At 72.4% G+C, this 20,716-nt stretch carries 18 protein-coding genes; 9 read left to right on the top strand and 9 right to left on the bottom strand.

Going from position 1 to position 20,716, the window contains the following annotated elements:
* Positions 1-2: 2 nt before the first annotated feature.
* On the bottom strand, positions 3-1,034 hold the full coding sequence (locus P2H44_RS21825; RefSeq protein ID WP_275767069.1) for an NAD-dependent epimerase/dehydratase family protein: 1,032 nt from the start codon (positions 1,032-1,034) through the stop codon (positions 3-5).
* An 86-nt stretch (positions 1,035-1,120) separates the two neighbouring features.
* Here P2H44_RS21825 and P2H44_RS21820 point away from each other — a divergent pair, with 86 nt between their 5' ends.
* The 6 genes from P2H44_RS21820 (at position 1,121) to P2H44_RS21795 (ending at position 7,677) form a co-directional block, all read left to right on the top strand.
* On the top strand, positions 1,121-1,672 hold the full coding sequence (locus P2H44_RS21820) for a TetR/AcrR family transcriptional regulator (protein ID WP_275767068.1): 552 nt from the start codon (positions 1,121-1,123) through the stop codon (positions 1,670-1,672).
* A gap of 144 nt (positions 1,673-1,816) precedes the next feature.
* The gene (locus tag P2H44_RS21815; RefSeq protein WP_275767067.1) at positions 1,817-2,182 is read left to right on the top strand and encodes a hypothetical protein; all 366 of its coding nucleotides are present in this window, start codon (positions 1,817-1,819) and stop codon (positions 2,180-2,182) included.
* A 323-nt stretch (positions 2,183-2,505) separates the two neighbouring features.
* Entirely contained in the window at positions 2,506-3,801 is a 1,296-nt protein-coding gene (locus P2H44_RS21810; RefSeq protein WP_275767066.1) for an amidohydrolase, read from the top strand.
* On the top strand, positions 3,798-4,646 hold the full coding sequence (locus P2H44_RS21805) for a purine-nucleoside phosphorylase (protein WP_275767065.1): 849 nt from the start codon (positions 3,798-3,800) through the stop codon (positions 4,644-4,646). The genes P2H44_RS21810 and P2H44_RS21805 overlap by 4 nt, the downstream gene beginning before the upstream one ends.
* Positions 4,647-4,729: 83 nt before the next feature.
* Positions 4,730-5,500 carry an SDR family NAD(P)-dependent oxidoreductase gene (locus tag P2H44_RS21800; protein ID WP_275767063.1) on the top strand — a complete coding sequence of 257 codons (771 nt, stop codon included), beginning with the start codon at positions 4,730-4,732 and terminating at the stop codon, positions 5,498-5,500.
* A 197-nt stretch (positions 5,501-5,697) separates the two neighbouring features.
* On the top strand, positions 5,698-7,677 hold the full coding sequence (locus tag P2H44_RS21795) for a lytic transglycosylase domain-containing protein (protein WP_275767062.1): 1,980 nt from the start codon (positions 5,698-5,700) through the stop codon (positions 7,675-7,677).
* Between the two features lie 185 nt (positions 7,678-7,862).
* Here the strand turns inward: P2H44_RS21795 and P2H44_RS21790 are convergent, their stop codons facing one another.
* From P2H44_RS21790 to P2H44_RS21765, 6 genes are all read right to left on the bottom strand, one after another.
* Positions 7,863-9,281 (bottom strand): pilus assembly protein TadG-related protein, encoded by a 1,419-nt coding sequence (locus tag P2H44_RS21790; RefSeq protein ID WP_275767061.1) that lies wholly within the window; start codon positions 9,279-9,281, stop codon positions 7,863-7,865.
* Between the two features lie 10 nt (positions 9,282-9,291).
* Positions 9,292-9,699, bottom strand: a complete 408-nt coding sequence (locus P2H44_RS21785) for a TadE/TadG family type IV pilus assembly protein (RefSeq protein WP_275767060.1) — start codon at positions 9,697-9,699, stop codon at positions 9,292-9,294.
* Positions 9,700-10,019: 320 nt separating this feature from the next.
* Positions 10,020-10,757 carry a peptidase gene (locus P2H44_RS21780; protein WP_275767059.1) on the bottom strand — a complete coding sequence of 246 codons (738 nt, stop codon included), beginning with the start codon at positions 10,755-10,757 and terminating at the stop codon, positions 10,020-10,022.
* Positions 10,758-10,871: 114 nt separating this feature from the next.
* Positions 10,872-11,723 carry a transglutaminase family protein gene (locus tag P2H44_RS21775; protein WP_275767057.1) on the bottom strand — a complete coding sequence of 284 codons (852 nt, stop codon included), beginning with the start codon at positions 11,721-11,723 and terminating at the stop codon, positions 10,872-10,874.
* A 13-nt stretch (positions 11,724-11,736) separates the two neighbouring features.
* On the bottom strand, positions 11,737-12,672 hold the full coding sequence (locus P2H44_RS21770) for an alpha-E domain-containing protein (protein WP_275767055.1): 936 nt from the start codon (positions 12,670-12,672) through the stop codon (positions 11,737-11,739).
* A 43-nt stretch (positions 12,673-12,715) separates the two neighbouring features.
* A complete protein-coding gene (locus P2H44_RS21765) occupies positions 12,716-14,122 on the bottom strand; it encodes a circularly permuted type 2 ATP-grasp protein (protein WP_462976314.1) in 1,407 nt (468 codons plus the stop codon).
* A gap of 450 nt (positions 14,123-14,572) precedes the next feature.
* Between P2H44_RS21765 and pyk the strand changes: the two genes are divergently transcribed.
* The gene (pyk, locus tag P2H44_RS21760) at positions 14,573-16,018 is read left to right on the top strand and encodes a pyruvate kinase (RefSeq protein WP_275767051.1); all 1,446 of its coding nucleotides are present in this window, start codon (positions 14,573-14,575) and stop codon (positions 16,016-16,018) included.
* A 97-nt stretch (positions 16,019-16,115) separates the two neighbouring features.
* On the opposite strand, the gene P2H44_RS21755 is transcribed toward pyk, so the two are convergent.
* On the bottom strand, positions 16,116-18,278 hold the full coding sequence (locus tag P2H44_RS21755; RefSeq protein WP_275767049.1) for a DEAD/DEAH box helicase: 2,163 nt from the start codon (positions 18,276-18,278) through the stop codon (positions 16,116-16,118).
* Positions 18,279-18,488: 210 nt separating this feature from the next.
* Between P2H44_RS21755 and rpmI the strand changes: the two genes are divergently transcribed.
* Both rpmI and rplT read left to right on the top strand, forming a co-directional pair.
* On the top strand, positions 18,489-18,689 hold the full coding sequence (gene rpmI / locus P2H44_RS21750) for a 50S ribosomal protein L35 (protein WP_275767047.1): 201 nt from the start codon (positions 18,489-18,491) through the stop codon (positions 18,687-18,689).
* A gap of 13 nt (positions 18,690-18,702) precedes the next feature.
* Positions 18,703-19,065 carry a 50S ribosomal protein L20 gene (gene rplT / locus P2H44_RS21745; protein ID WP_275767046.1) on the top strand — a complete coding sequence of 121 codons (363 nt, stop codon included), beginning with the start codon at positions 18,703-18,705 and terminating at the stop codon, positions 19,063-19,065.
* 97 nt (positions 19,066-19,162) lie between these two features.
* On the opposite strand, the gene P2H44_RS21740 is transcribed toward rplT, so the two are convergent.
* A complete protein-coding gene (locus tag P2H44_RS21740) occupies positions 19,163-20,386 on the bottom strand; it encodes a phospholipase D-like domain-containing protein (RefSeq protein ID WP_275767045.1) in 1,224 nt (407 codons plus the stop codon).
* Between the last annotated feature and the right edge of the window lie 330 nt (positions 20,387-20,716).

Raw genomic sequence — 20,716 nt, 5'->3', positions numbered from 1 at the left:
TCTCAGACCACGCCGCGCGCGATCAGGCTGCGGGCCATGTCGGCGAGCGAGCGCTCGGCCGGGATCGGCGCGCGCCCCAGCAGCCGGCGCCCGGCGGAGGCGTCGAGCTCCGGACCGTAGCCCAGTTCATTGACGTTCGCGCGGAGGTCTCCGTCGACCCGCGCCACCAGCCGGATCAGCCAGTCCGGCGCCTGCCGGACCGGAATCCGGCGGGCGCGCTCGGGCAGCGCCTCGCGCAGCATCGCCCCGATCTCGGACAGCGAGTGGTGGGAGAAGGCGGCGGGGTGGCGATGGCCGGCGGCCTCCGGGTCGGTCAGGGCGGCGACGTGGATGCGGGCCAGGTCGCGCACGTCGACCGTGTGCAGGATCAGCCGGGGCACCATCGGCAGATCGCCGCGCAGCAGCCGCGCCAGCACCGCGCCCGAGGTGCCGGGGTCGGCGTCGAGCAGCGGGCCGGAGATGAAGCCGGGATTGACGACGGCGAGCGCGGGCGCCCCCGGCGCCTCCGCCAGCGCCCAGGCGCGCCGCTCGGCCAGGACCTTCGAGGCGCCGTAGGCGTTCAGCCGCCCGTCCTCGGGCCGGGACCAGTCGCCTGCGCCCAGCCGGTCGGGCCGCTCGGGTCCGCGCCCCGCGGTGATGGCGACGGTGGAGGAGGTGACGACCACCCGCTCCGCCCCCGCGGCCTGCGCCGCGGCGAAGGCGCGCTCGGTCCCCTGCACCGCCGGGACGATCAGCGCCTGCGGGTCCTTCGGCATCGTGGTCACGAAGGGCGAGGCGGTGTGCATCACGTATCGCGCGCCGGCCGCGGCCTCGGCCCAGCCCTCGTCGCGGGTCAGGTCGAGCGGGACCAGCGACAGGCGGGAGAGGTCGGCGCCGGCCTCCGCCAGCGTCGCGCGCAGGGCCTCGGCCCGCTCTCCGTTCGGGCCCGGATTGCGCAGGCTCCCGCGCACCGTGTATCCCGCCTCGAGAAGCGCGAGCGCGACGTGGCCGCCCAGGAAGCCGGTGATCCCGGTCAGAAGCACGGCGTCGGACATGGAGTTCTCCGCGAAATTGAACGAAACGAACGTTTATTGTAAATAACGTTCATAATGGAGGGCGCAAGAGCATGCCGCGCGCGCCGATGAAACGATCCCCCGCGCGCGAGGCGCGAATGCTGGAGGCGGCGCAGGCGCTGTTCCTCGAAAGCGGCCTGCGCGGCGCGACGATGGAGGCGATCGCCAAGCGCGCCGGCGTCGCCAAGCCCACGCTCTACGCCTATTTCCCCGACAAGGAAGCGATGTTCCGCGCGGTGATCGCCACGGTGATCGAGCGGATGAAGTCCGCGTTCGAGGTGGCGCTCGCCCACCCCGGCGCGCCGGAGGACCGGGTGGCGCGCGCGCTCGCCGACAAGTACGGCGTCGCGGATGCGCTGCTCGAGGGCTCGCCCCATGCGCAGGAGCTGACCAGCGACCAGATCGTGCGCACGGGCGCCGAGTTCCAGGCGCTGCACGCCTGGATGGTCGGGCGCATCGCCGACGTGCTGCGCGAGGCCGGCCGCCCCGACCCCGAGTGGCGCGCCCAGCTGGTGATCGACTGCTGCGACGGGCTGATGGCGAAGGACGAATTCGCGGCCCTCGGCCCCAAGGTCGCCTTCGTCGCCCGGCGCCTGCTGGGGGAGCCGCAGGAGGGCTGACCGCCCGACGCGGCGCGGCCGCCTATCCTTTCGGATAGGGGGACGATACCGACGGGCGCCCCGCCTGCCCGTCCGGTCGCTCGGATCCGGCGCATAAAGATGGCGTCAACTCTCCAGCGAATTCGAACCACCCCGGAGACCGCCATGACCGCCATCGCCCTCGACGCCCGCACCGACGCCCTGCCCTCGCTGCCGTCCGAGACGCTGGAGCGCCTGGCGCTGGCGGTCTCGACCCGGCTTCGCGGCCGTCTCGCCGCCGCCGAGCGGCGCCTGGCGGGAGAGCGCCTGACCGAGGACGCCCGCCGCCTGCTGGAGGATCAGGCCGCCGAGCTGGAGTGGAGCCTGACGCGCATCGACCTGCACGTCGCCATCGCCCGCGACCGCCGCGGCGCCACGGTGGACCTGGACCCGGCGATGCATGCCCTGCTGACCGCCGACGGCAAGCTCGCGGCCTTCCCCGGCGCCGCGCGACGCGCCGAGCCCCTCTCCGTCGCCGCCTCGGCCGCCTGAGCCGCCGGCCCGACGCCGGCCGGGGTCGCCCCGCCCCGCCCGGCCTCTCCTTCGATCCCCCCGCGCATGACCCCGCGCGCGAGGAGGGCGGGGACGCTTCGACCCCGGCGTCCCCGCCCTCCGCCCCCCCCATCCCCGGCCGGCGTTCCGCCTCTTCCGCCGGCCGCAACCTCGCCCGGCCGCCCCGCCCCCGCCGCGCCTGCCCGCGGCCCGCGCGGGGCGCGCCGGGCGCTTTTGCGCGCCCCGTCCGGCCGGCCCGCCGGCTTTCCAACCCGCGGCTTTCCCCCTACCCTCCGCCCCGCCGCAGAGCCGCCGGAGGGCCCATGACCGACCTGATCGTCCGCAACGCCGTGATCCTGACCGCGGATGCCGCGGGAAGCGTCGTCGAGGGGGGGATCGCCGTCTCGGGCGGCCGAATCGAGGCGATCGGAGAGGTCCCCGACCGCGCGCAGGAGGTGATCGACGCCCAGGGCGGGCTGGTGATGCCGGGCCTGGTCAACACCCACTGCCACGCCGCCGACAGCCTGTTCCGCGGCCTGGTCGAGAACCTGCCGCTGGAGCCCTGGCTCCAGACCGTCTGGAAGGCCGAGGGCGCGATCCTGAACGCCGAGACCTGCCGGATCGGCGCGCGGCTGGGCTATGCCGAGCTGCTGCTGTCGGGCTGCACCTCGGTCATGGACATGTTCTGGCACCCCGAAAGCTCCGCCGCCGCGGGCGCCGAGCTGGGGCTGCGCGTCTCGACCGGCGGGCTGTTCTTCGATTTTCCGGGGATGGACGGGAAGACGGCCGACGATCGGCCGGGCGACGCCGAGGCCTTCTTCGCCGAGCATCCCCGCACCGACCGCCTGCTGCCCGGGACCTTCCCCCATGGCGCCTACACCGTGGGGCCGGAGAACCTGAAGCTCGCCAAGAAGATGGCCGACGACCACGGGGCCCTGTTCTCGGTCCACTGCGCCGAGACGACGGTCGAGCAGGCGACGGTGAAGGAGAGCTACGGGACCTCGGTCGTGAGGCACATGGATGCGCTCGGCATCCTCGATCCGCGCACCGTGCTGGCCCATTGCGTGCATTGCGACGACGAGGAGCTGGACATTCTCGCCCGCACCGGGGCGGTGGTGGCGCACAACCCGGTCTCGAACCTCAAGCTGGCCTCGGGCTTCGCGCGGGTGCCGGAGATGCTGGAGCGGGGGATCCATGTGACGCTGGGCACCGACGGGGCGATCTCGGGCAACGACATCGACATGTGGCTGGCGCTGAGGCTGGCCGCGGTGCTGCACAAGGCGGCCTCGGGCCGGGCCGACGCGGTGACCACCCGGCAGGCGCTGGAGATGGCCACGATCAACGGCGCGAAGGCGCTCGGGATCGGGGCCCTGACCGGCTCTCTAGAAGTGGGCAAGGCCGCGGATTTCCAGGTGCTCGACGTCTCGAAGCCCCACGCGGTGCCGATGTTCGACGCGATGACCCACGCGGTCTATTCCGCCGGCCGCGCCGACGTGCGCCACGTCTTCGTCGACGGCGACTGGCGCGTGCGCGACCGCGAGCTGGTGGTCTTCGACATGGCGCAGACCCTCGACGCCGTGCGCGCCCTCGTCCCCGCCATCAAGGCCTCGATCGCATGACCACGCCCCAGCCCGCCGTCCCGCCCCTCGCCCCCCGCCGCGCCGCCGCGCTCGAGGCGGTCGCCCCGCGCATCGGCCCGGCGCCCGAGATCGCGATGATCCTCGGCTCCGGCCTCGGCCAGCTGGCCGAGGCGGTGGAGGACCCGAGCTTCCTCCCCTACGCCGAGATCCCCGGCTTCCCCGTCTCGACCGCGCCCAGCCATGCCGGGCGCTTCGTGATCGGGCGGCTGTTCGGCCGGCGCGCGGTGCTGATGCAGGGGCGCGTGCATCTCTACGAGGGGTGGAGCGCGCAGGACGTGGCCCTGCCCGTGTGGCTGATGGCGAGGATGGGCGCGAAGACGCTGGTGGTCACCAACGCCGCCGGCGCGCTGAACCCCGCGCTGAAGCCCGGCGTGCCGATGCTGATCGAGGATCACCTGAACCTGACCGGGCAGAACCCGCTGATCGGCGCCAACGACGACGCGCTCGGCCCCCGCTTCCCGGACATGAGCCGCGCCTACGCGCCGGAGCTGCGCGAACTCGCCCGCGACGTGGCGATGAAGATCGGCGAGGAGCTGCCCGCCGGCATCTACGCCGGCATCAGCGGCCCCAGCCTCGAGACCTCGGCCGAGCGGCGCTGGCTGCGCGCCTCGGGCGGGGACGCGGTGGGCATGTCGACGGTGCTGGAGGTGATCGCGGCGAACCATGCCGGGATGAAGGTTCTCGGCCTTTCCGCCATCACCAACGCCGCCGACGGCGGCCCCGAGCAGCAGCCCGACACGATCGAGGAGGTGCTGGAGAACGCCGCCCATGCCGGCGCGCGCATCGCCCGCCTGGTCGAGGCGCTGGCCCCCGACCTGCCCTGAGCCCCGCCTGACCTGACCCCGCCGGCCGACGCGCCGGCGCACCGGAGACGTTCCTCGCCCCCAGCCCCGACCGGAGAGCCCCGATGACCGATGCCGCGCCCCCGCCCGTCGCCGCCCTGCTCGACCTCTCCGGTCGCCGGGCGCTGGTCACCGGCGCCTCGGGCGGGCTGGGGGCGGCGCTGGCCCGGCGGTTGGCGGAGGCGGGGGCGGAGGTGATCCTTCAGGCCCATGCCAACGCCTCCTCGGCCGAGGCGCTGGCCGCGCGGCTGCGCGACGAGGGGCGCGCCGCGCGCGCGGTCCGGGCGGACCTGCGCGACCTCGAGCGCATCCCCACGCTGGTCGGGGGCGCCGGACCGCTCGACCTGCTGGTCCACGCGGCGGCGCGCCAGGACCTCGCGCCGATGGCCGACGCCGCGGCGTGGCGGGAGGTGATGGCGGTGAACCTCGACGCCGCCCGCGCCCTGCTCGCCGCCTTCGCCGCCCAGACGGGCCCCGAGCCTGCGCGGCGCGCGGCGCTCCTGATCTCCTCGATCGAGGGGACGCGGCCGGCGCCGGGGCATCTGGCCTACGCGAGCTCCAAGGCCGGGCTGGAGATGCTGGCGAAGGCCGCGGCGCTGGAGCTTGCGCCCACGCGGGTCAACGCGCTCGCCCCCGGCCTGATCGACCGGCCGGGGCTGGAGGCGCAGTGGTCCGAGGGCCTCGCCCGCTGGCGCGCCGCCGCGCCGCTCGGCCGGCCCGCGGCGGCCGAGGAGGTCGCGGACGCCGCCCTGTTCCTGCTGTCGGACGCGGCCCGCTTCGTGACGGGGACGGTGCTGACCGTGGACGGCGGCGCCTCCGCCGGGCCGGGCTGGTAGGGCGGCCGACCGCGCCGCGAAGGCGACTTCCGCGGCGCGGAAACGCGCGCGTCACCCTGCGAAATCGTGATCGGTCCGCCCCTGCACGGCCGTTGCGCGGCCCAAGTCACCATTCGCCGCGGCTCGCGCTCGTGTTATGGTGACCGCCGAACAGGTCAGCCGGCGAAGACCGGCGGCCAGAGGCGAAAGGCGTTGCGATGACCCCCCTTCGGCGTTTCCGCCGACCCGCCGGGATTCTCCTGGCGACGGCGCTGCTGCTCAGCTCCACCGCCCTGCCCGCGGCGGCGTTCCCCTCCCGCTCCGAAGGCGCCCGCTTCGCGCCGGTGGCCGAGGCGGTGCGCGCCGACGAATGGGCCTCGGCCTTCCAGTACGCGGACGCGATGCGCGATCCGGCGGCCGTCGACTACGTCCGCTGGCGCTGGCTGGCGGCGGGCGAGGGCGGCTTCTTCGACGCGCGGGACTTCCTGGCGCGCAACCCCGACTGGCCCCAGACCGACCGCATCCGCCGCGATGCGGAAGAGAAGATGCCCCCCAACCTCCGCCCCGCGGAGGTCGCGGCCTTCTTCGCGCAAACCGCGCCGCTGACCGGCGCCGGCGCGCTGGCGCTGGCCGATGCGCAGCTTTCGGAAGGGCGCACCGACGCGGCCCGCGCCACCGTCGTGCGCGCCTGGACCCAGCTGTCGCTGACCCCGGACCAGGAGGCGCGCCTGAGCGCCAAGTGGGGCGGCGTGCTCGCCCCCCATCACGTCGAGCGGCTGGACATGCTGCTGTGGCGCGGCCTGACCGGCGAGGCGGAGCGGATGCTCGGCCGCGTCGACGCCGCCCACCAGGCGCTGGCCCGCGCCCGGATCTCGCTTCGCCGGGGCGACGCGGGCGTCGACACGCTGGTGGCGCGCGTGCCCTCGGCGCTCGCCGGCGACGCCGGGCTTGCGTACGAGCGGTTCCGCTGGCGCGAGAAGCACGGCCTGCGCGACAGCGCCGAGCAGATGATGCGCGAACGCTCGACCTCGGCCGCCGCCCTGGGCCGCCCCTCGGCCTGGGCGGACGAGCGCATCGACATGGTGCGTGCGGATCAGCGCGCCGGGCGCTACCGGCAGGCCTACGTGCTGGCCGCGCAGCACCACCTCAGCCCGTCGGACGGCTACGACTACAGCGAGCTGGAGTGGCTGTCGGGCTGGATCGCGCTGCGCTGGCTGAACGATTCCGCCGCCGCCCAGGCGCATTTCGCCCGCTTCATCGAGACGGTGGACACGCCCATCAGCCTCGGGCGCGGCTGGTACTGGATGGGCCGCGCGCGGGAGGCGGCGGGGGATTCCTCGGGCGCGAAGAAGGCCTACCTGGAAGGCGCGCGCTGGCAGACCAGCTTCTACGGCCAGCTCGCGGCCGAGCGCGTGGGCGCGGGGCCCGACGGCTCCCTGACCGGCGTCGACGCCCCTACCGACTGGCGCAGCGCCGCCGCGATCGAGAGCAACCAGGTCCGCGCGGGCGTGCTGCTGCACTGGGCCGGGGACCGCGGGCGCAGCCACTGGCTGCTGACCAACGCCGCGGCCGAGGCCACGAACCCCCGCGACCAGGCCGCCATCGCCCACCTGGCGCTGGAGCTCGACCGGCCCGAGGTCGCGGTGCGCGCCGCCAAGATGGCCGCCAACGGCGGCATCGTGCTGCCGACGCCCTACTACCCGGTGGTCGACCTCGCCGAGGCGTCGGGCCGCGTGCCGCCGGCGCTCGCGCTCGCCATCGCGCGGCAGGAAAGCGAGATGAACCCCGAGGCGATCTCCCACGCCGGCGCGCGCGGGCTGATGCAGCTGATGCCGGGCACGGCGAAGCTGGTGGCGGGGCGGCTGGGCATCGGCTACGACCTCGGCCGGCTGACCGCCGACTGGCGCTACAACGCGCGGCTGGGCACCGACTACCTCGCGGGCCTGATCGACGAGTTCGGTTCCTGGCCGCTGGCGGCGGCGGGCTACAACGCCGGGCCGAACCGGGTGCGCCAGTGGATCGCCCAGTTCGGCGACCCGCGCGGCGGGCGCCTGGACATGGTCGACTGGATCGAGACCATCCCCTTCGACGAGACCCGCAACTACGTCCAGCGGGTCATGGAGGGCGTGCATGTCTACGAGCAGCGCCTGAGCGGCCGGCCCCAGACGCCCGAGCTGACCGCCCTGCTGAAGCGCTGAAGCGGCCGTCCCGCGCGACGCGCCCCGCCGCCTGACACGACGAGGCTGAAACGAAGACCGCGTCCCCCCTTACGGAGGGACGCGGCGCCGGCTGCGACCGGAAATTCGGGACGGGGCGGCGGGGCGGGGCGAGACGTCCGCGCAGCGGGCGACGAGGGCCGCCCGCCGCCGCGGGCCGGTCGGCTTTACTGAACCAGCGCGCCGCCGACCACGATCGTCTCTTCCTCATTGATGTGGACGATCGGGATGTAGGCGTCGAGCGCCGTGCCGCAGCCCGCGATCTGCGCGTTGCCGCCGACCTGGACGCTCGAGGCCGCCTCGACGTAGATCCCGCCCGCGGCCTTGAACGACCCGCCGGGGTGGAACTGCGGCGCCGCGCCCAGGTAGCCGTAAGTCCAGTCGCCCGGGCTCGACCCGCCCAGCGAGATCCGGTTCTTCGAGAACATGTAGACGTCGAACTGCCCGTCGTCGCAGTAGTGGTCCGGCTCGCCATAGGAGGCGGAGCCCGAGAAGTTCAGCGTCCCTTCGCCGAAGAAGAAGACGTCGTTGAAGTAGAGCCGCGGCCCGCCGCCCATGCCGATCTGGCCCTTGGCGATCACCGCGATGTTCTGGGCGTCCACCTTGCCGGCCATCTGCATGCCGTGGTTGACGACATAGATGGTGTAGGGCTCGAAATCGCCCGGCTGCACGGTCCACCACCACTGGTTCACCCGCACGACCTTCGCCGCGCCCGTCGCCGGGTCCTTGACGAAGTCGGGCAGCAGGTCGCCCGAGTAGGTGGTGACGCCGGAGTCGTAGAGCTCCGCCCACAGGTCGTCGAACATCGTGTTCAGAACCGGCAGGATCACCGGGTCGATGTGCACCGGATCGGTGACCTTCACCTCAGCCTCGCCGGCCGGGCTGTCGGTGTCGACGTCGCCGATGTAGATGTTGTCCGGGTAGAACGAGGAGATCCGCACGTCCGCGGTGAAGTAGGACGAGCCGCCGAACTTCACCTCGGTCTCGCCATGCACGCACACGCCGTCGGTCAGCGTGTTGTTGCCGCCCATCTGGACGTCCTGGGTCGAGAGGATGATCGCGCCGGGGCACAGGTTCTTGACCCCGCCGCTCACGCCCGAGCGCACCCGCGCGGTGGAGGAGGCCGCGATCTGCCAGTCGTTGCGCCCCACCAGCCCCATCAGGAAGGTGGGCACGTCGAGGCCCGCGCCGTTGCCGCGCGCGGCGTAGACCTTCACCGCGTCATAGGGCTCGGCGCCCGGCTGGAAGCTGTTGGACTCCGCGTCCCACGCGCCCACGACGACCATGCCCGGCAGCATCACGTTGCCGTTGTCCGCGAGCGGCATGTTCACCTGGCTGAGCGAGATCGCGGCGGTGCGCGCCGCGTCCGCGTCGGGCAGCTCGCGCACCGCGGCCAGGGCCGAGGCGTCGGCGGTGGCCTGCAGCAGCGCGCGGATCCGGTAGGCGTTGGAGACGTCGAGCGTGAAGCCGGAAACGATCATCATCATCGTCATCCAGAAGATCGACCAGACCGAGGCCGATCCGTCTTCGTCCTTGACGAGGCGCCTCGCGCAGCTCGCCAGGGGGAGGAGCGCGGGCCGGGTCATGCGCCGGCCCTCAGCTGCTTGCGCTCGCCGAAGCCTCGTTCACCATGGTGATCGATGCATTCAGCGAGCTGTCGCCGGTCAGGAAGAAGCTGAAGATGACGACTTCGCTGAACGGCATGGTGATCGACGCGTTGACGTAGCCGTCGGCGATCGAGACCGTCGCCGCGCCGGCGCTGTCCGGGGCGAAGTGGCTCATGACGAAGGCTTCCGCCTGCGCCTGGGTGGCCATGCCGAGGGAGACCTGTCGCGAAGCGGTTCGCGCCATGTCGATCAGCTGCGTCTGGCGATGCATCAGGAGAGCGGCGTCGGTGGCGACGCCGAAGATCATGAAGAAGATCGGAAGCCAGAGGGCGAATTCGACCGTGGTCGATCCCTCTCGATCCCGCAACAGCGCGCGGATGCGCTTGAACACACTCATGATGTCCTCCCGGACAACGCTTACGCTTTACCCGCCCCGAGGAAACGCCGATCGCCTACGCACTGGTGGACCGGACCCTCGAACCGGTTCGGCGATTTCGTTGCGTCCATGAAACGATTCATGAACACGACGTGGAGTCGCCGACCGACATTCATATTAGCTTCTTTCGTCCCGTCAGCAAGAGTTTGCGTGGTTAATCGTTGACGCACCTCTTGCGCAGGGCCGATTCGGAAACAATGCCGCCTGAATCGTATCCGAGCGACGTTTGCACGTTCATTTGTTCAATTGATGTTAAGTCAACGTTCATCAAGACGTCGAATTCAAAGGGAAATCTCGGGCACGCTGCTGAACGCGGCCTTCAGGGAATCGGACCAGGCGCCCGAAACCTTGGCGAACTCGGCGTCGTCCTGCTCCATCCGCCGGCGGACCGAGAAGCGCAGCTCCCCCGCGGGCAGAACCGCGAGGTCGAGCGGCATCCCGACCGAGAGGTTGGAGCGCAGGGTCGAATCCATCGACACGAACGCCGCCTTCAGCGCGGCCGAGATCGGCGTGTCGGGCGTGATCACCCGGTCCAGGATCGGCTTGCCGTACTTGTGCTCGCCGATCTGGAAGAAGGCGGTGTCCTCGGTCGCCTCGATGAAGTTGCCCGCATCGTAGATCAGGAACAGGCGCGAGCGGCCGCCCGCCCGCTGCCCGCCCAGGATCATCGTCGCCCCCGAGCGTGCGCCGGATTCCTCGAGCTGCTCGCGATAGCGCTTCTGCTGGGCGGCCATCGCGTCGCCGACCAGCTGGGCGGCGCGGAACATGGTCGAGCAGGTGAGCAGGCACTCGATGTCCTCGCCGGCCTCGGCCTTGGCGCAGGCCTCGTTCAGCGCGGTGACGACGCCCTGGGTGATCGAGAGGTTGCCGGCGGTCATCAGGCACAACGCCCGCTCGCCCGGCCGCTCCCAGGTGAACATTTTTCCGAAGCGGGAGATGTTGTCGAGGCCGGCGTTGGTGCGCGTGTCCGACAGCATCACCAGCCCGGCGTCCAGCCGCAGCCCCACGCAATAGGTCATCCGCCCGATTCTCCCCGGTCCCGCCCGCCGTCGCGGCAGACCCCGCGACGCGCGCCGCTTAGACGAGTTCCCCCGCGCTGTCACGCGCCGCGGCCGGGCGCGGGGGCGGCGGCGTCACTGCTGCTGGGACTGCGCGGCGCCGGCGGTGATGCGGACCTCGGCCTCCAGCGTCTCCTCGACCTGGCCGGTGATCGAGCCGCGCATCGGCGCGGCCTCGCGCGCGTCCAGCCCCGCCACCAGGCGCACGTAGCGCTCGGTCGGGCAGACCTGGTTGGCGGCGTCGAAGCCGACCCAGCCGAAGCCCTCGACGAAGGCCTCGGCCCAGGCGTGGGTCTCGTGGATCTCGCCCCGCTCGTCCGCGCCCGCGAACTCCTCGGTCGCGAGCAGGTAGCCCGAGACGTAGCGCGCGGGGATGCCCAGGCTGCGGGCGGCGGCGATGAAGACGTGGGCATGGTCCTGGCAGACGCCTGCGCCCATCGCCAGCGCGCGCGCCGCGGTGGTGTCGGCGGCGGTCGCGCCGGGCTTGTAGTCGACGGCCTCGCGCACCGCCGCGCTCAGCGCGTGCAGGGTGGCGAGCGTGCCCTCGTCGCCCGCGGTCGCGGCGGCCTCGGCGGCCAGCTCGCAGATCGCGTCGTCGGGCTCGGTCAGCTCGGTCTCGCGCAGGAACACGCCGGCGGCGCGCTGGCGGCCCAGGCCGCGGACCACGCCCGCGACCTCCTGGGTCTCGACCACGCCCTCGGCCAGGATCTCGACGCCCTCGAGCGGCTCGCGCGAATGCCACTGCCCGATGGCGTCGCCGAAATCGTCGGTCAGAAGCGGCGTCGCCTCCTCGCCGTTGACGGTCACCTTCCAGGAGACGACCGTCTGCCCCTCGAACTCCGACGGCCACAGCCGCAGGCGAAGCGCGAGCTTCAGGGCGGCGGGCTCGAAGGCGTAGACCGTCTTGTGACGGATGCTCAGGCGCATGCGCCCTCTCCCTTCAGAAATGGTAGGCGCGGCTGATCTCGCCCGACAGGCGGGCGGTCGCGCGCATGGCGTCGCCGACGAACTCGTGCAGGCCGTGCTGGAAGACCTCGCCCATGCGGACGCTCTCCAGCCGCCGCAGCATGGCCTCGGCGGTGTCGTGGCAGTCGTGGCGCGCCTCGTACTCCCGCTCCAGGCTGTTCAGGCCGGAGGAGATCTGGCGATAGCAGTAGTGCAGCGACCGCGGGAACTTGCGGTTCAGCAGCAGGAAGTCCGAGATCTGCCAGGGCGCGTAGTCGCCGCGATAGACGTGGTGGAAGGCGCGGGTCGCCGAGGTGGCGTGCAGCACCGAGGTCCACTGGTGGTGATCCCGCCCGCCGCCGACCACGTCGGTCTCGGGCAGCAGCACGAAATACTTCACGTCCAGCAGGCGCAGCGTCATGTCGGCGCGCTCGATGCAGCCGCCGATGCGCATGAAGTCCCAGCCCTCGTTGCGCAGCATCGAGGTCTGGGCCGCGCCGCGCAGCAGGTTCGCCCGCCGCTTGGTCCAGTCCAGCAGCTCCGGCAGCTCGCGGCGGAGCGAGGCGGCGGAGTCGTCCACCCCCTCCAGCCGCCGCCAGCCGTCGTTGAGCGACTCCCACATCTCCCGCGTCAGGGCGGTGCGCACCGCCTTGGCGTTGGCGCGCGCCTGCGCGAGGCAGGAGCGGATCGAGTTGGGATTCTCGGCGTCCAGCACCAGCGCGCGGGCGGCCTGCACCTCCGAGATCCGCTCCCCCGGTCCGAACAGGTCCCCGCAGCCGCAGGAGGCGACGACGGATCGCCATTCGTCCCGCTCGCCCGCGCCGGGCAGCATGGCCATGCGCTGGCCCATCTCCATCAGGCGGGCGACGGATTCGGCCCGCTCGATGTAGCGCGACATCCAGTAGAGGTTTTCGGCCGTCCGGCTCAGCATTTCGGAGCTCCCTCCCGCGTCTCGGCGCGCGTTCCGGCGTCGGTCATTCGCTCAGCACCCAGGTGTCCTTGACCCCGCCGCCCTGGGAGGAGTTGACCACCAGCGAGCCCTCGCGCAGCGCGACCCGGGTCAGCCCGCCGGGCACCAGCCGCATCTGCTGGCCCACCAGGCAGTAGGGCCGGAAGTCGACGTGGCGGGGCGAGACCCCGCCCGGCGCCAGCGTCGGCGTGGCCGAGAGGTCCAGCGTCGGCTGGGCGATGAAGTCCGACGGGTCGGCCTTGATGCGCTCGGCATAGGCCTCGCGCTCCTCCTTGGTGGCCTTGGGCCCGATCAGCATGCCGTAGCCGCCCGATCCGTGGACCTCCTTCACCACCAGCTCGTCCAGATGCTCGAGCACGTACTTGCAGCTGTCGGGCTCCGCGCAGCGCCAGGTGGGCACGTTCTCGAGGATCGGGGTCTCGTTGAGGTAGAAGCGGATCATGTCGGGGACGAAGGTGTAGACCGCCTTGTCGTCCGCGACGCCCGCGCCCGGCGCCGAACAAAGCGTCACGCCGCCTGCGCGATAGGCGTCGAAGATCCCCGGCACGCCCAGCAGCGAGTCCGGGCGGAACGACAGCGGGTCGAGGTAGTCGTCGTCGATCCGCCGGTAGATCACGTCCACCCGGGTCGGACCGCGGGTGGTGCGCATCCAGACCTTGCCGTCGTCGACGAACAGGTCCTGCGGCTCCACCAGCTCGACGCCCATCAGGTCGGCGAGGAAGGAATGCTCGTAATAGGCCGAGTTCAGCGGCCCCGGCGTCAGCACCACGCAGTTGGGATCGCCCTTGCAGGCCGGCGGCGCGACCTCCTCCAGCGTCTTGCGCAGCTCGTCGGGGTAGTCGTCCACCGGCTCGACCTGGCCGCCGTCGAACAGTTCGGGGAACATGCGCATCATGATCTCCCGGTTCTCCAGCATGTAGGAGACGCCCGACGGCGTGCGGCAGTTGTCCTCGAGAACCTGGAAGCTCTTCGGCCCGGTGCGCACGATGTCGATGCCCACGATGTGGGAGTAGACCTTGCCCGGCGGCTCGACCCCCATCATCTCGGGCAGGAAGGCCTTGTTGCGGTAGACCAGCTGCGCGGGCACCACGCCGGCGCGCAGGATTTCGCCGCGGTGGTAGACGTCGTAGAGGAAGGCGTTCAGGGCGCGCGCCCGCTGGCGGATGCCGCGGTCGAGCCGGCGCCATTCGGCGGCCGAGAACACCCGCGGGATCAGATCGAAGGGGATCAGCCGCTCGGGGTCGCCGCCCTCTCCATACACCGCGAAGGTGATGCCGATCCGGCGGAAGATCGCCTCCGCCTCCTCCGAGCGTCGATGCAGAAGCTCGACCCCCGTGGTCTCGAGCCATTCCGCGACATCCGCATAGGGGTCGCGAAGTTTGCCGTCCGATCCGGACATCTCGTTGAACACGGTCCGTCCCCTGCCTCGTTTGCTTCGGCGATATTGCATTGCGATCAGAGACGGTGGGGACACGAAGGTCAAGGGCGCCCCGGCGCGGCCCTCCGGGGCGCGGCGCGCGGCCGCAACGTCATCCCGGCCTGCGGGCTTCCGCTCCATGCCATGGCTTCGCGGGACGCCGGACGCGCCCGGCGCCGGGCGCGCGCGGCGGCGCGTCCGGCCCGGCCCGTCGCCCGGAACGGCCGGGGGTCGCGAAGCCCCTTCCCCAACGGCACGATTCCTGCTTCGGTCCCCTCGACGCCGCCCGAGAATTCACCTGCCGCCGGCCGGTATGCGTCGATTTCGCCCAGCCGCCCCGGCGACATTCGTCCACGCCGGGTCTATAGGAGGGGCCCCGATCCTTCCGCGCCCTCCGGATCCGCCGGAAGACGCCCCCCCGAAGCCGCCGCGATGGGATACCGAATGCGCCGCCTCCGCAACGTCAAGATCGTCGCCACGCTGGGCCCCGCCTCCTCCGACCGCGCCATGATCCGCGCGCTGGTCGAGGCCGGCGCGGACGTGTTCCGCCTGAACATGTCCCATGGCAGCCAGGACGAGATCGCCGCCCGCCACCGCATCATCCGCGAGATCGAGCACCAGACCGGCCGCCCCATCGGCATCCTCGCCGACCTGCAGGGCCCCAAGCTCCGCGTCTCCCGCTTCAAGGACGGCAAGGCCGAGCTGCAGGACGACCAGAAATACCGCATCGAGCTGGGCAAGGAGCTGGGCGACGCCGAGCGCGCCTTCCTGCCCCACCCCGAGATCTTCAAGGCGATCAAGCCGGGCTCGCGCCTGCTGATCAACGACGGCCAGATCCGCCTGCGGGTCGAGAGCTGCGACGAGACATCGGCCGACACGATCGTCGAGGTCGGGGGCACCATCTCCGACCGCAAGGGCGTGAACGTGCCCGACGTGGTGCTGCCGATCCCCGCCCTGACCGCCAAGGACAAGGACGACCTGGAGTTCGTCTGCAACCTGGGCGTCGACTGGCTGGCGATGAGCTTCGTGCAGCGCGCCGACGACGTGGCCGAGGGCCAGCGCCTGGCCGCCGGCCGCGCCGCGGTCCTGGCGAAGATCGAGAAGCCGGCGGCGGTGGACGACATCGACTCGATCCTCGCCGAGGCCGACGGGATCATGGTCGCGCGCGGGGATCTCGGGGTCGAGATGCCGGTCCACAAGGTCCCCGTCATCCAGCGCCGCCTGATCACCACCGCCCAGCACGCGGGCAAGCCGGTGATCGTGGCGACCCAGATGCTGGAGAGCATGATCAACGCCCCCGTCCCGACCCGGGCCGAGGTCTCGGACGTCGCCACCGCCATCTACGACGGCGCCGACGCGGTGATGCTCTCGGCCGAGAGCGCCGCCGGCGACTATCCGGTGGAGGCGGTCGCGACCATGAACGCCGTCGCCGAGGAGGTGGAGCGCGACCCCCACTTCCGCGAGCGGATGGAGGCCCTGCGCCCCAAGGCCCGCGCCCGCGTCGCCGACGCCATCGCCGCGGCCGCCCGCGAGGTGGCCGAGACAACGGACATCAAGGCGATCTGCTGCTTCACCCACGGCGGCACCACCGCCCAGCTGGTGGCGCGCGAGCGTCCGCGGGTGCCGATCCTGGCTCTGACGCCCTCGACCAAGTCGGCCCGGCGCATGGCGCTGGTGTGGGGCATGCACTGCATCCTCACCCACGAGGTCGAGCGCTTCAAACTGGCCGTGGTCTCCGCCGCCCGCGCCGCGCGCGAGAACGGCTTCGCCACCGAGCAGGACCGCATCGTGGTCGTCGCCGGCATCCCCTTCAACACCGCCGGCACCACCAACATCCTGCGCGTCGCCCCGGTGGACGAGCGCCTGATCTACGAGGGCGAACCGGAGTGACGGCGCCCCTGCCCCGCTGAAGACCGAGCCCGCGCGGAGGATCCGCGCGGGCTCTTCTGCGTTTCAGGTCAGGCGTCCGCGGCGCCGTCCGCGCCCCTCATCGCCGCCAGAGACCGAACAGGCCCCGCCGACCGCTCGCCGGCGCGGCGGTCTGCGCGACCTCGGGCGGCGGCGACGCGGGAGGCGCCGGGACTTTCGGACCCGGCGGGGGCCGACCAGGCGCCGGCGCCGCAACGGCCGGCGGCTCCTCGTCCAGCAGTTCGATGGGCCCCGCGGGAACGGGCGGCGCGAGGTCGGCGGGGCGCGGGCCGATCCAGTCGATGGAACCGGGGACGCGCGCCTCGACCCGGGCGAGGATCAGGCCCAGCTCCGACTCCGCGTCCGCCAGGTGCACGACCAGGTGATCGACGCTGCGGGTGAGCGGGATCATCAGCCAGTTGATCGCGAAGCGCCGCGCCTCCTCGGCGAGCTTCGCCTCGAACAGCTCCCGCGCGAACAGGAAGCCCTCCGATTCCCGGACCGAAGCCTCGAGCGCGCGGTCGTCGATGCGCGGGTGCGCGGTCTGGAAGTCGAAGAACCGGTCGAGGCCGAGGCAGATCGTCGTCCACCCCTCCATCCCCCGGCAGGACTGGTACTGCACCGCGCGCAGCTGCCCGTCGCGCTCGGGGTAGACCCGGCGGTCGCGGGAGTCGAAGCCCCGCCAGCTGTCGCGCGCTCCGGCCTCGATCTCGCGGTCGAAGAGGACGGGGAAGTTCACCCCGCCCGCCATGGCCGGCGAAGGCAGGCAGACCAGGTTGTCCACCGCCTTCAGGGTGGGGTCCGACTCCCGGTCGCGGTCCAGCAGGGCCAGCGTCCGCGCGACGGCGCGGGCGGGATCGGGCTCGACCAGCACGGTGAAGCGTCCGCCGTGGCTGTCGGGATCGGGCTCCAGGTCCCAATCGTCCAGCTTCAGCTCCTTCGCGATCTCGGCGACGGTCCGGCAGGTGGCGCCCTTGGTGCGGCGCGAGGCGCGCAGGCGGTGCCGGCGGTTGATCGGCACGTCGCCCCGGTCCCAGTCGCAGCGGTCGGCGCCCACGAACTGGTCCACCCCGTCGGCCACCACCACCCGCTCGGGCCCGAAGATCTTGTAGACGAGATCGCGCTGGCGTTCGGACCAGTCCTGCCCCTCGTCCACGAACAGGAAGTCCGCCGGAGGCTCCAGCGGGCCGTCATGGGCCAGCAGCGCCTCGATGCGCTGGGCCTCGCGCTCCTCGATCGAGGCGATGCGGCGGATGTCGTCTTCGGCCTTGGCGCCGAAGGTCTGCACGAACAGCGTCTGGATCATCGCATAGCGGGTGGCGAGCTTCGGCAGCGGCGCCAGTTCCGGCTCGCTTTCGCGGATCAGGCGCAGGGCGCGGTTCATGTCGGCGATCAGGCCGTGGTTGAAGGTGGCGACCAGCGTCCGCTCCCCCCGCCGCGCCAGATGCAGCGCCACCTGCATCAGCGAGAAGGTCTTGCCCGTCCCCGCCCGCCCCCGCAGCAGCAGCAGGCCCGAGCCGAGGTTCCGGATGTACTGCGTCCGCTCGGCGTCGAAGCGCGTCTGGGTGACGGCGTTCATCCGGCGCAGGTCCAGGCGGGTCGGCCGGACCGAGCGGGTCAGCTGCGCCCGCAGCGTCTCGACGCCGTGGTATTCGGGATGGTCGGGATGGTCGACCAGCGTGCGGACCTCGCCGCGGTTCAGGACCAGGCCGGCGGTCAGGTCGGCCCAGGTCAGGTCCGCGAAATGCACCGGCACCCCGCTCGCCGCGGGCGTCCCGTCGAAGGCCGCGCGCGGGGCGCGGGCCAGCCAGATCGCGCGCTGCACGAAGGTCGGGCGGCGGCGATGGGTCCCGCGGTAGGCGGTTTCCTGCCAGCTCTTGAAGGCCCAGGTCTGCGCGTCGCACTGGTCGGTCGCGTCGTGCCAGCCCTCGCCGTAGCGCACGAGGACCGAGGCGCCCTCGAACCGGACCCGGTCGGGGGAGTGGCCCTTCACCTCCACCACCATCACGAAGGAGTGGATCGGCGCGCCGGCGGACGTCCTCAGCCGCAGCGCCTCCGGGCGCGGATCGTGGTACAGCAGCACCAGGTCCAGCTGGCGGCCCGGCAGCGGCACGCTGCACACGATGTCGGCGACGACGTCGGGATGCGACAGGCGCGGCTCGCTCGCGAGCAGGGCGTCCCGGAACAGCTCGGCGTTCGGGGTCTCTCTGTTGGCCGCGCTGGTGAGGATGCGGATCGTCATCGGGAAGCCATTGTTTCCACGAACGATGCCATTCGGCGCCCCGAGCGGCAAGCCCGCGGCGCACGCCGCCCGCTTGACTCCCGCCGCCGCTTGCCCCATAGCCCGCGCTCCTGAGACGGGAGGGCCGGCCGGTACGGGCTGCCGCGTCCTTCCAGAACAGCCTGCGCCGGGATCGCCCGGGCCGCGGGCGCCCCTTTCGAGGAGCCGAAAATGCCCAAGATGAAGACCAAGGCCTCGGCCAAGAAACGCTTCAAGGTGAGCGGTTCGGGCAAGGTCGTCGCCGCCCAGGCCGGCAAGCGCCACGGCATGATCAAGCGCACGAACAAGTTCATCCGCAATGCGCGCGGCACCACGGTGCTGTCCGATGCGGATGCGAAGATCGTGAAGCTCTACCTGCCCTACGCGCGCTGAGGAGGCCTGACGAATGTCCCGAGTGAAACGCGGCGTCACCGCCCACGCCCGCCACAAGAAGGTCCTCGATGCGGTCAAGGGCCACTCCGGTCGCCGGAAGAACGTCTTCCGCATCGCGACGCAGTCGCTGGACAAGGCGCAGGAATACGCCACCCGCGACCGCAAGCGCCGGAAGCGCACGTTCCGCGCCCTGTGGATCCAGCGCATCAACGCCGGCGTCCGCGCGGTGGATGCCGACCTGACCTACTCGCGCTTCATCAACGGCCTGACCAAGTCGGGCATCGAGGTGGACCGCAAGGTGCTCTCGGACCTCGCCATCCGCGAGCCCGAGGCCTTCGCCGCCATCGTCGCCAAGGCCAAGGCCGCCCTGGCCTGATCGCCGGCGCGATCGAGAGAATTCGACGCCCCGCGGGACATCCCGCGGGGCGTTTTCCGTTTCGGGCGTCCCGGCGGCTCCCCCGCCCGGGCGCCGCTCAGGTCTCGGTGCGCAGCGGCGCCGCCACCTTCTCGGCCGCCCGGCGCAGGAGCGAGCGGCGCCGCCAGCGCCCGATCTCGACCGGCACGCAGCGCTCGCGGTCCTCGTCGAAATGGCCGTCGAGGCGGGCGGTCAGGTTCGGGTCCAGCAGGTTCAGCGACAGCTCGTGATCCTTCAGCCGCGAGCGCTGGTTGAAGTTCGCCGAGCCGATCGAGGCCAGCCGCCCGTCCACCGTGATCAGCTTGGCGTGCAGCATGGTGGGCTGGAAGCGCAGCAGGCTGACGCCCGCGCGCATCAGGTCCGACCAGAACTCCGAGCCCGCCAGCTCCGACAGGCGCTTGTCGATGATCGGGCCGGGCATCATCACCTCGACCTCCACGCCGCGGCGGGCGGCGGCGATCAGCAGGTCGGCCATGGTCTCGTCGGGGGAGAAATAGGGCGTGCAGATCCGCAGGCGCCGCCGCGCGAGGTGGATCAGCGCGTTGTGCAGCCGCGCGATCGAGTTCAGCCCGACCGAGGCGCCCGCCGGCACCACCTGCACCAGCGCGCCCCCGGCCGCGTCCACGCCGGGGCGCGCGCGAGAGGGGGTCGGCGCGACCGAGAACAGCGGCTGCAGGTCGCCGCCCGCCTCCATCCAGTCCTCGTAGAAGGCCGCGCGCAGGCCGGCGACCGCCGGGCCGCGGATGCGGAAATGGGTGTCGCGCCAGTGCTCCGGCGCCTCGGCGTCGCCCTCCCATTCCGAGGCGATGCCCACGCCGCCCGCGAAGCCCACGCGCCCGTCGATGATCAGCACCTTGCGATGCGTGCGGTGGGAGCTGCGCCAGATGCGGATCGTGTGCAGCGGGCGGAACCAGCGCACCTGGACGCCGGCGTCCTCCATCATCTTCAGGTGGCCGCGGTCCATGGGGCGCGCGCCGAAGCCGTCGAGCACCACCAGCACCTCGATCCCCTCCCGCGCGCGGGCGGCCAGCGCCTCGGCGAAGCGGTCGGCGATCTCTCCGGTCCAGTAGACGAAGGTCAGGAATTCGATCCGCCGCCGGGCCGAGGCGATGGCCTCCAGCATCGCGGGGAAGATCTCGGTCCCGTTGCGCAGCACGTCGATGCGCGCCCCGTGGCTGAACGGAGCGCCCACCGCGCTTTCCAGCGCCAGCGCCAGCCGCCGGGCGGCGGGGTCGTGCAGGGCGTGGGCGGGTCGCGACAGGGTCGGAAGGTCCTGGGGCATGACGCTCGGGGGTTCGGCTGCGGATCAAAGGGCGGGGCGGGCGGCGAAGGCTCTGCGGCGGCGGGACGACGAACGGCGCGCGTCCGCCCCCGACGGGGGCGGACGCAGAGGGAACGGCGCGCCCGACCCGGAGGGAGCGGACGCATGGGGAAGCTGGCCCCGCGCAAGGGCGACCCCGCGGCCGGCTCGCGGCGAGACCGTGGCGCCGCGCAGGGCGCGCCCGCCGCCCCGGCGGGGACGCCGGGCGGGGCGGTCGCGGCCGCGCAGCGGACGCGCCGGGGCGCCCGGCGCGTCGCCTCCGTCGGTCGCCTACTTCGGCGGCTTCGCGCG

The organism is Albimonas marina, assembly GCF_029223255.1.
In the GTDB taxonomy this organism is placed as follows: domain Bacteria; phylum Pseudomonadota; class Alphaproteobacteria; order Rhodobacterales; family Rhodobacteraceae; genus Albimonas.
This window is presented reverse-complemented; position numbering and strand designations above follow the sequence as displayed.

Bases quoted from the DNA above. Each gene is read 5' to 3' on its own strand.
- P2H44_RS21810 (WP_275767066.1), top strand. From the start codon at position 2,506: ATGACCGACCTGATCGTCCGCAACGCCGTGATCCTGACCGCGGATGCC.
- P2H44_RS21820 (WP_275767068.1), top strand. From the start codon at position 1,121: ATGAAACGATCCCCCGCGCGCGAGGCGCGAATGCTGGAGGCGGCGCAG.
- P2H44_RS21795 (WP_275767062.1), top strand. From the start codon at position 5,698: ATGACCCCCCTTCGGCGTTTCCGCCGACCCGCCGGGATTCTCCTGGCG.
- P2H44_RS21755 (WP_275767049.1), bottom strand. From the start codon at position 18,278: ATGACGATCCGCATCCTCACCAGCGCGGCCAACAGAGAGACCCCGAAC.
- P2H44_RS21780 (WP_275767059.1), bottom strand. From the start codon at position 10,757: ATGACCTATTGCGTGGGGCTGCGGCTGGACGCCGGGCTGGTGATGCTG.
- P2H44_RS21825 (WP_275767069.1), bottom strand. From the start codon at position 1,034: ATGTCCGACGCCGTGCTTCTGACCGGGATCACCGGCTTCCTGGGCGGC.
- rplT (WP_275767046.1), top strand. From the start codon at position 18,703: ATGTCCCGAGTGAAACGCGGCGTCACCGCCCACGCCCGCCACAAGAAG.
- P2H44_RS21800 (WP_275767063.1), top strand. From the start codon at position 4,730: ATGACCGATGCCGCGCCCCCGCCCGTCGCCGCCCTGCTCGACCTCTCC.
- P2H44_RS21785 (WP_275767060.1), bottom strand. From the start codon at position 9,699: ATGAGTGTGTTCAAGCGCATCCGCGCGCTGTTGCGGGATCGAGAGGGA.
- P2H44_RS21775 (WP_275767057.1), bottom strand. From the start codon at position 11,723: ATGCGCCTGAGCATCCGTCACAAGACGGTCTACGCCTTCGAGCCCGCC.
- P2H44_RS21740 (WP_275767045.1), bottom strand. From the start codon at position 20,386: ATGCCCCAGGACCTTCCGACCCTGTCGCGACCCGCCCACGCCCTGCAC.
- P2H44_RS21770 (WP_275767055.1), bottom strand. From the start codon at position 12,672: ATGCTGAGCCGGACGGCCGAAAACCTCTACTGGATGTCGCGCTACATC.
- P2H44_RS21815 (WP_275767067.1), top strand. From the start codon at position 1,817: ATGACCGCCATCGCCCTCGACGCCCGCACCGACGCCCTGCCCTCGCTG.
- P2H44_RS21805 (WP_275767065.1), top strand. From the start codon at position 3,798: ATGACCACGCCCCAGCCCGCCGTCCCGCCCCTCGCCCCCCGCCGCGCC.
- P2H44_RS21790 (WP_275767061.1), bottom strand. From the start codon at position 9,281: ATGACCCGGCCCGCGCTCCTCCCCCTGGCGAGCTGCGCGAGGCGCCTC.
- rpmI (WP_275767047.1), top strand. From the start codon at position 18,489: ATGCCCAAGATGAAGACCAAGGCCTCGGCCAAGAAACGCTTCAAGGTG.
- pyk (WP_275767051.1), top strand. From the start codon at position 14,573: ATGCGCCGCCTCCGCAACGTCAAGATCGTCGCCACGCTGGGCCCCGCC.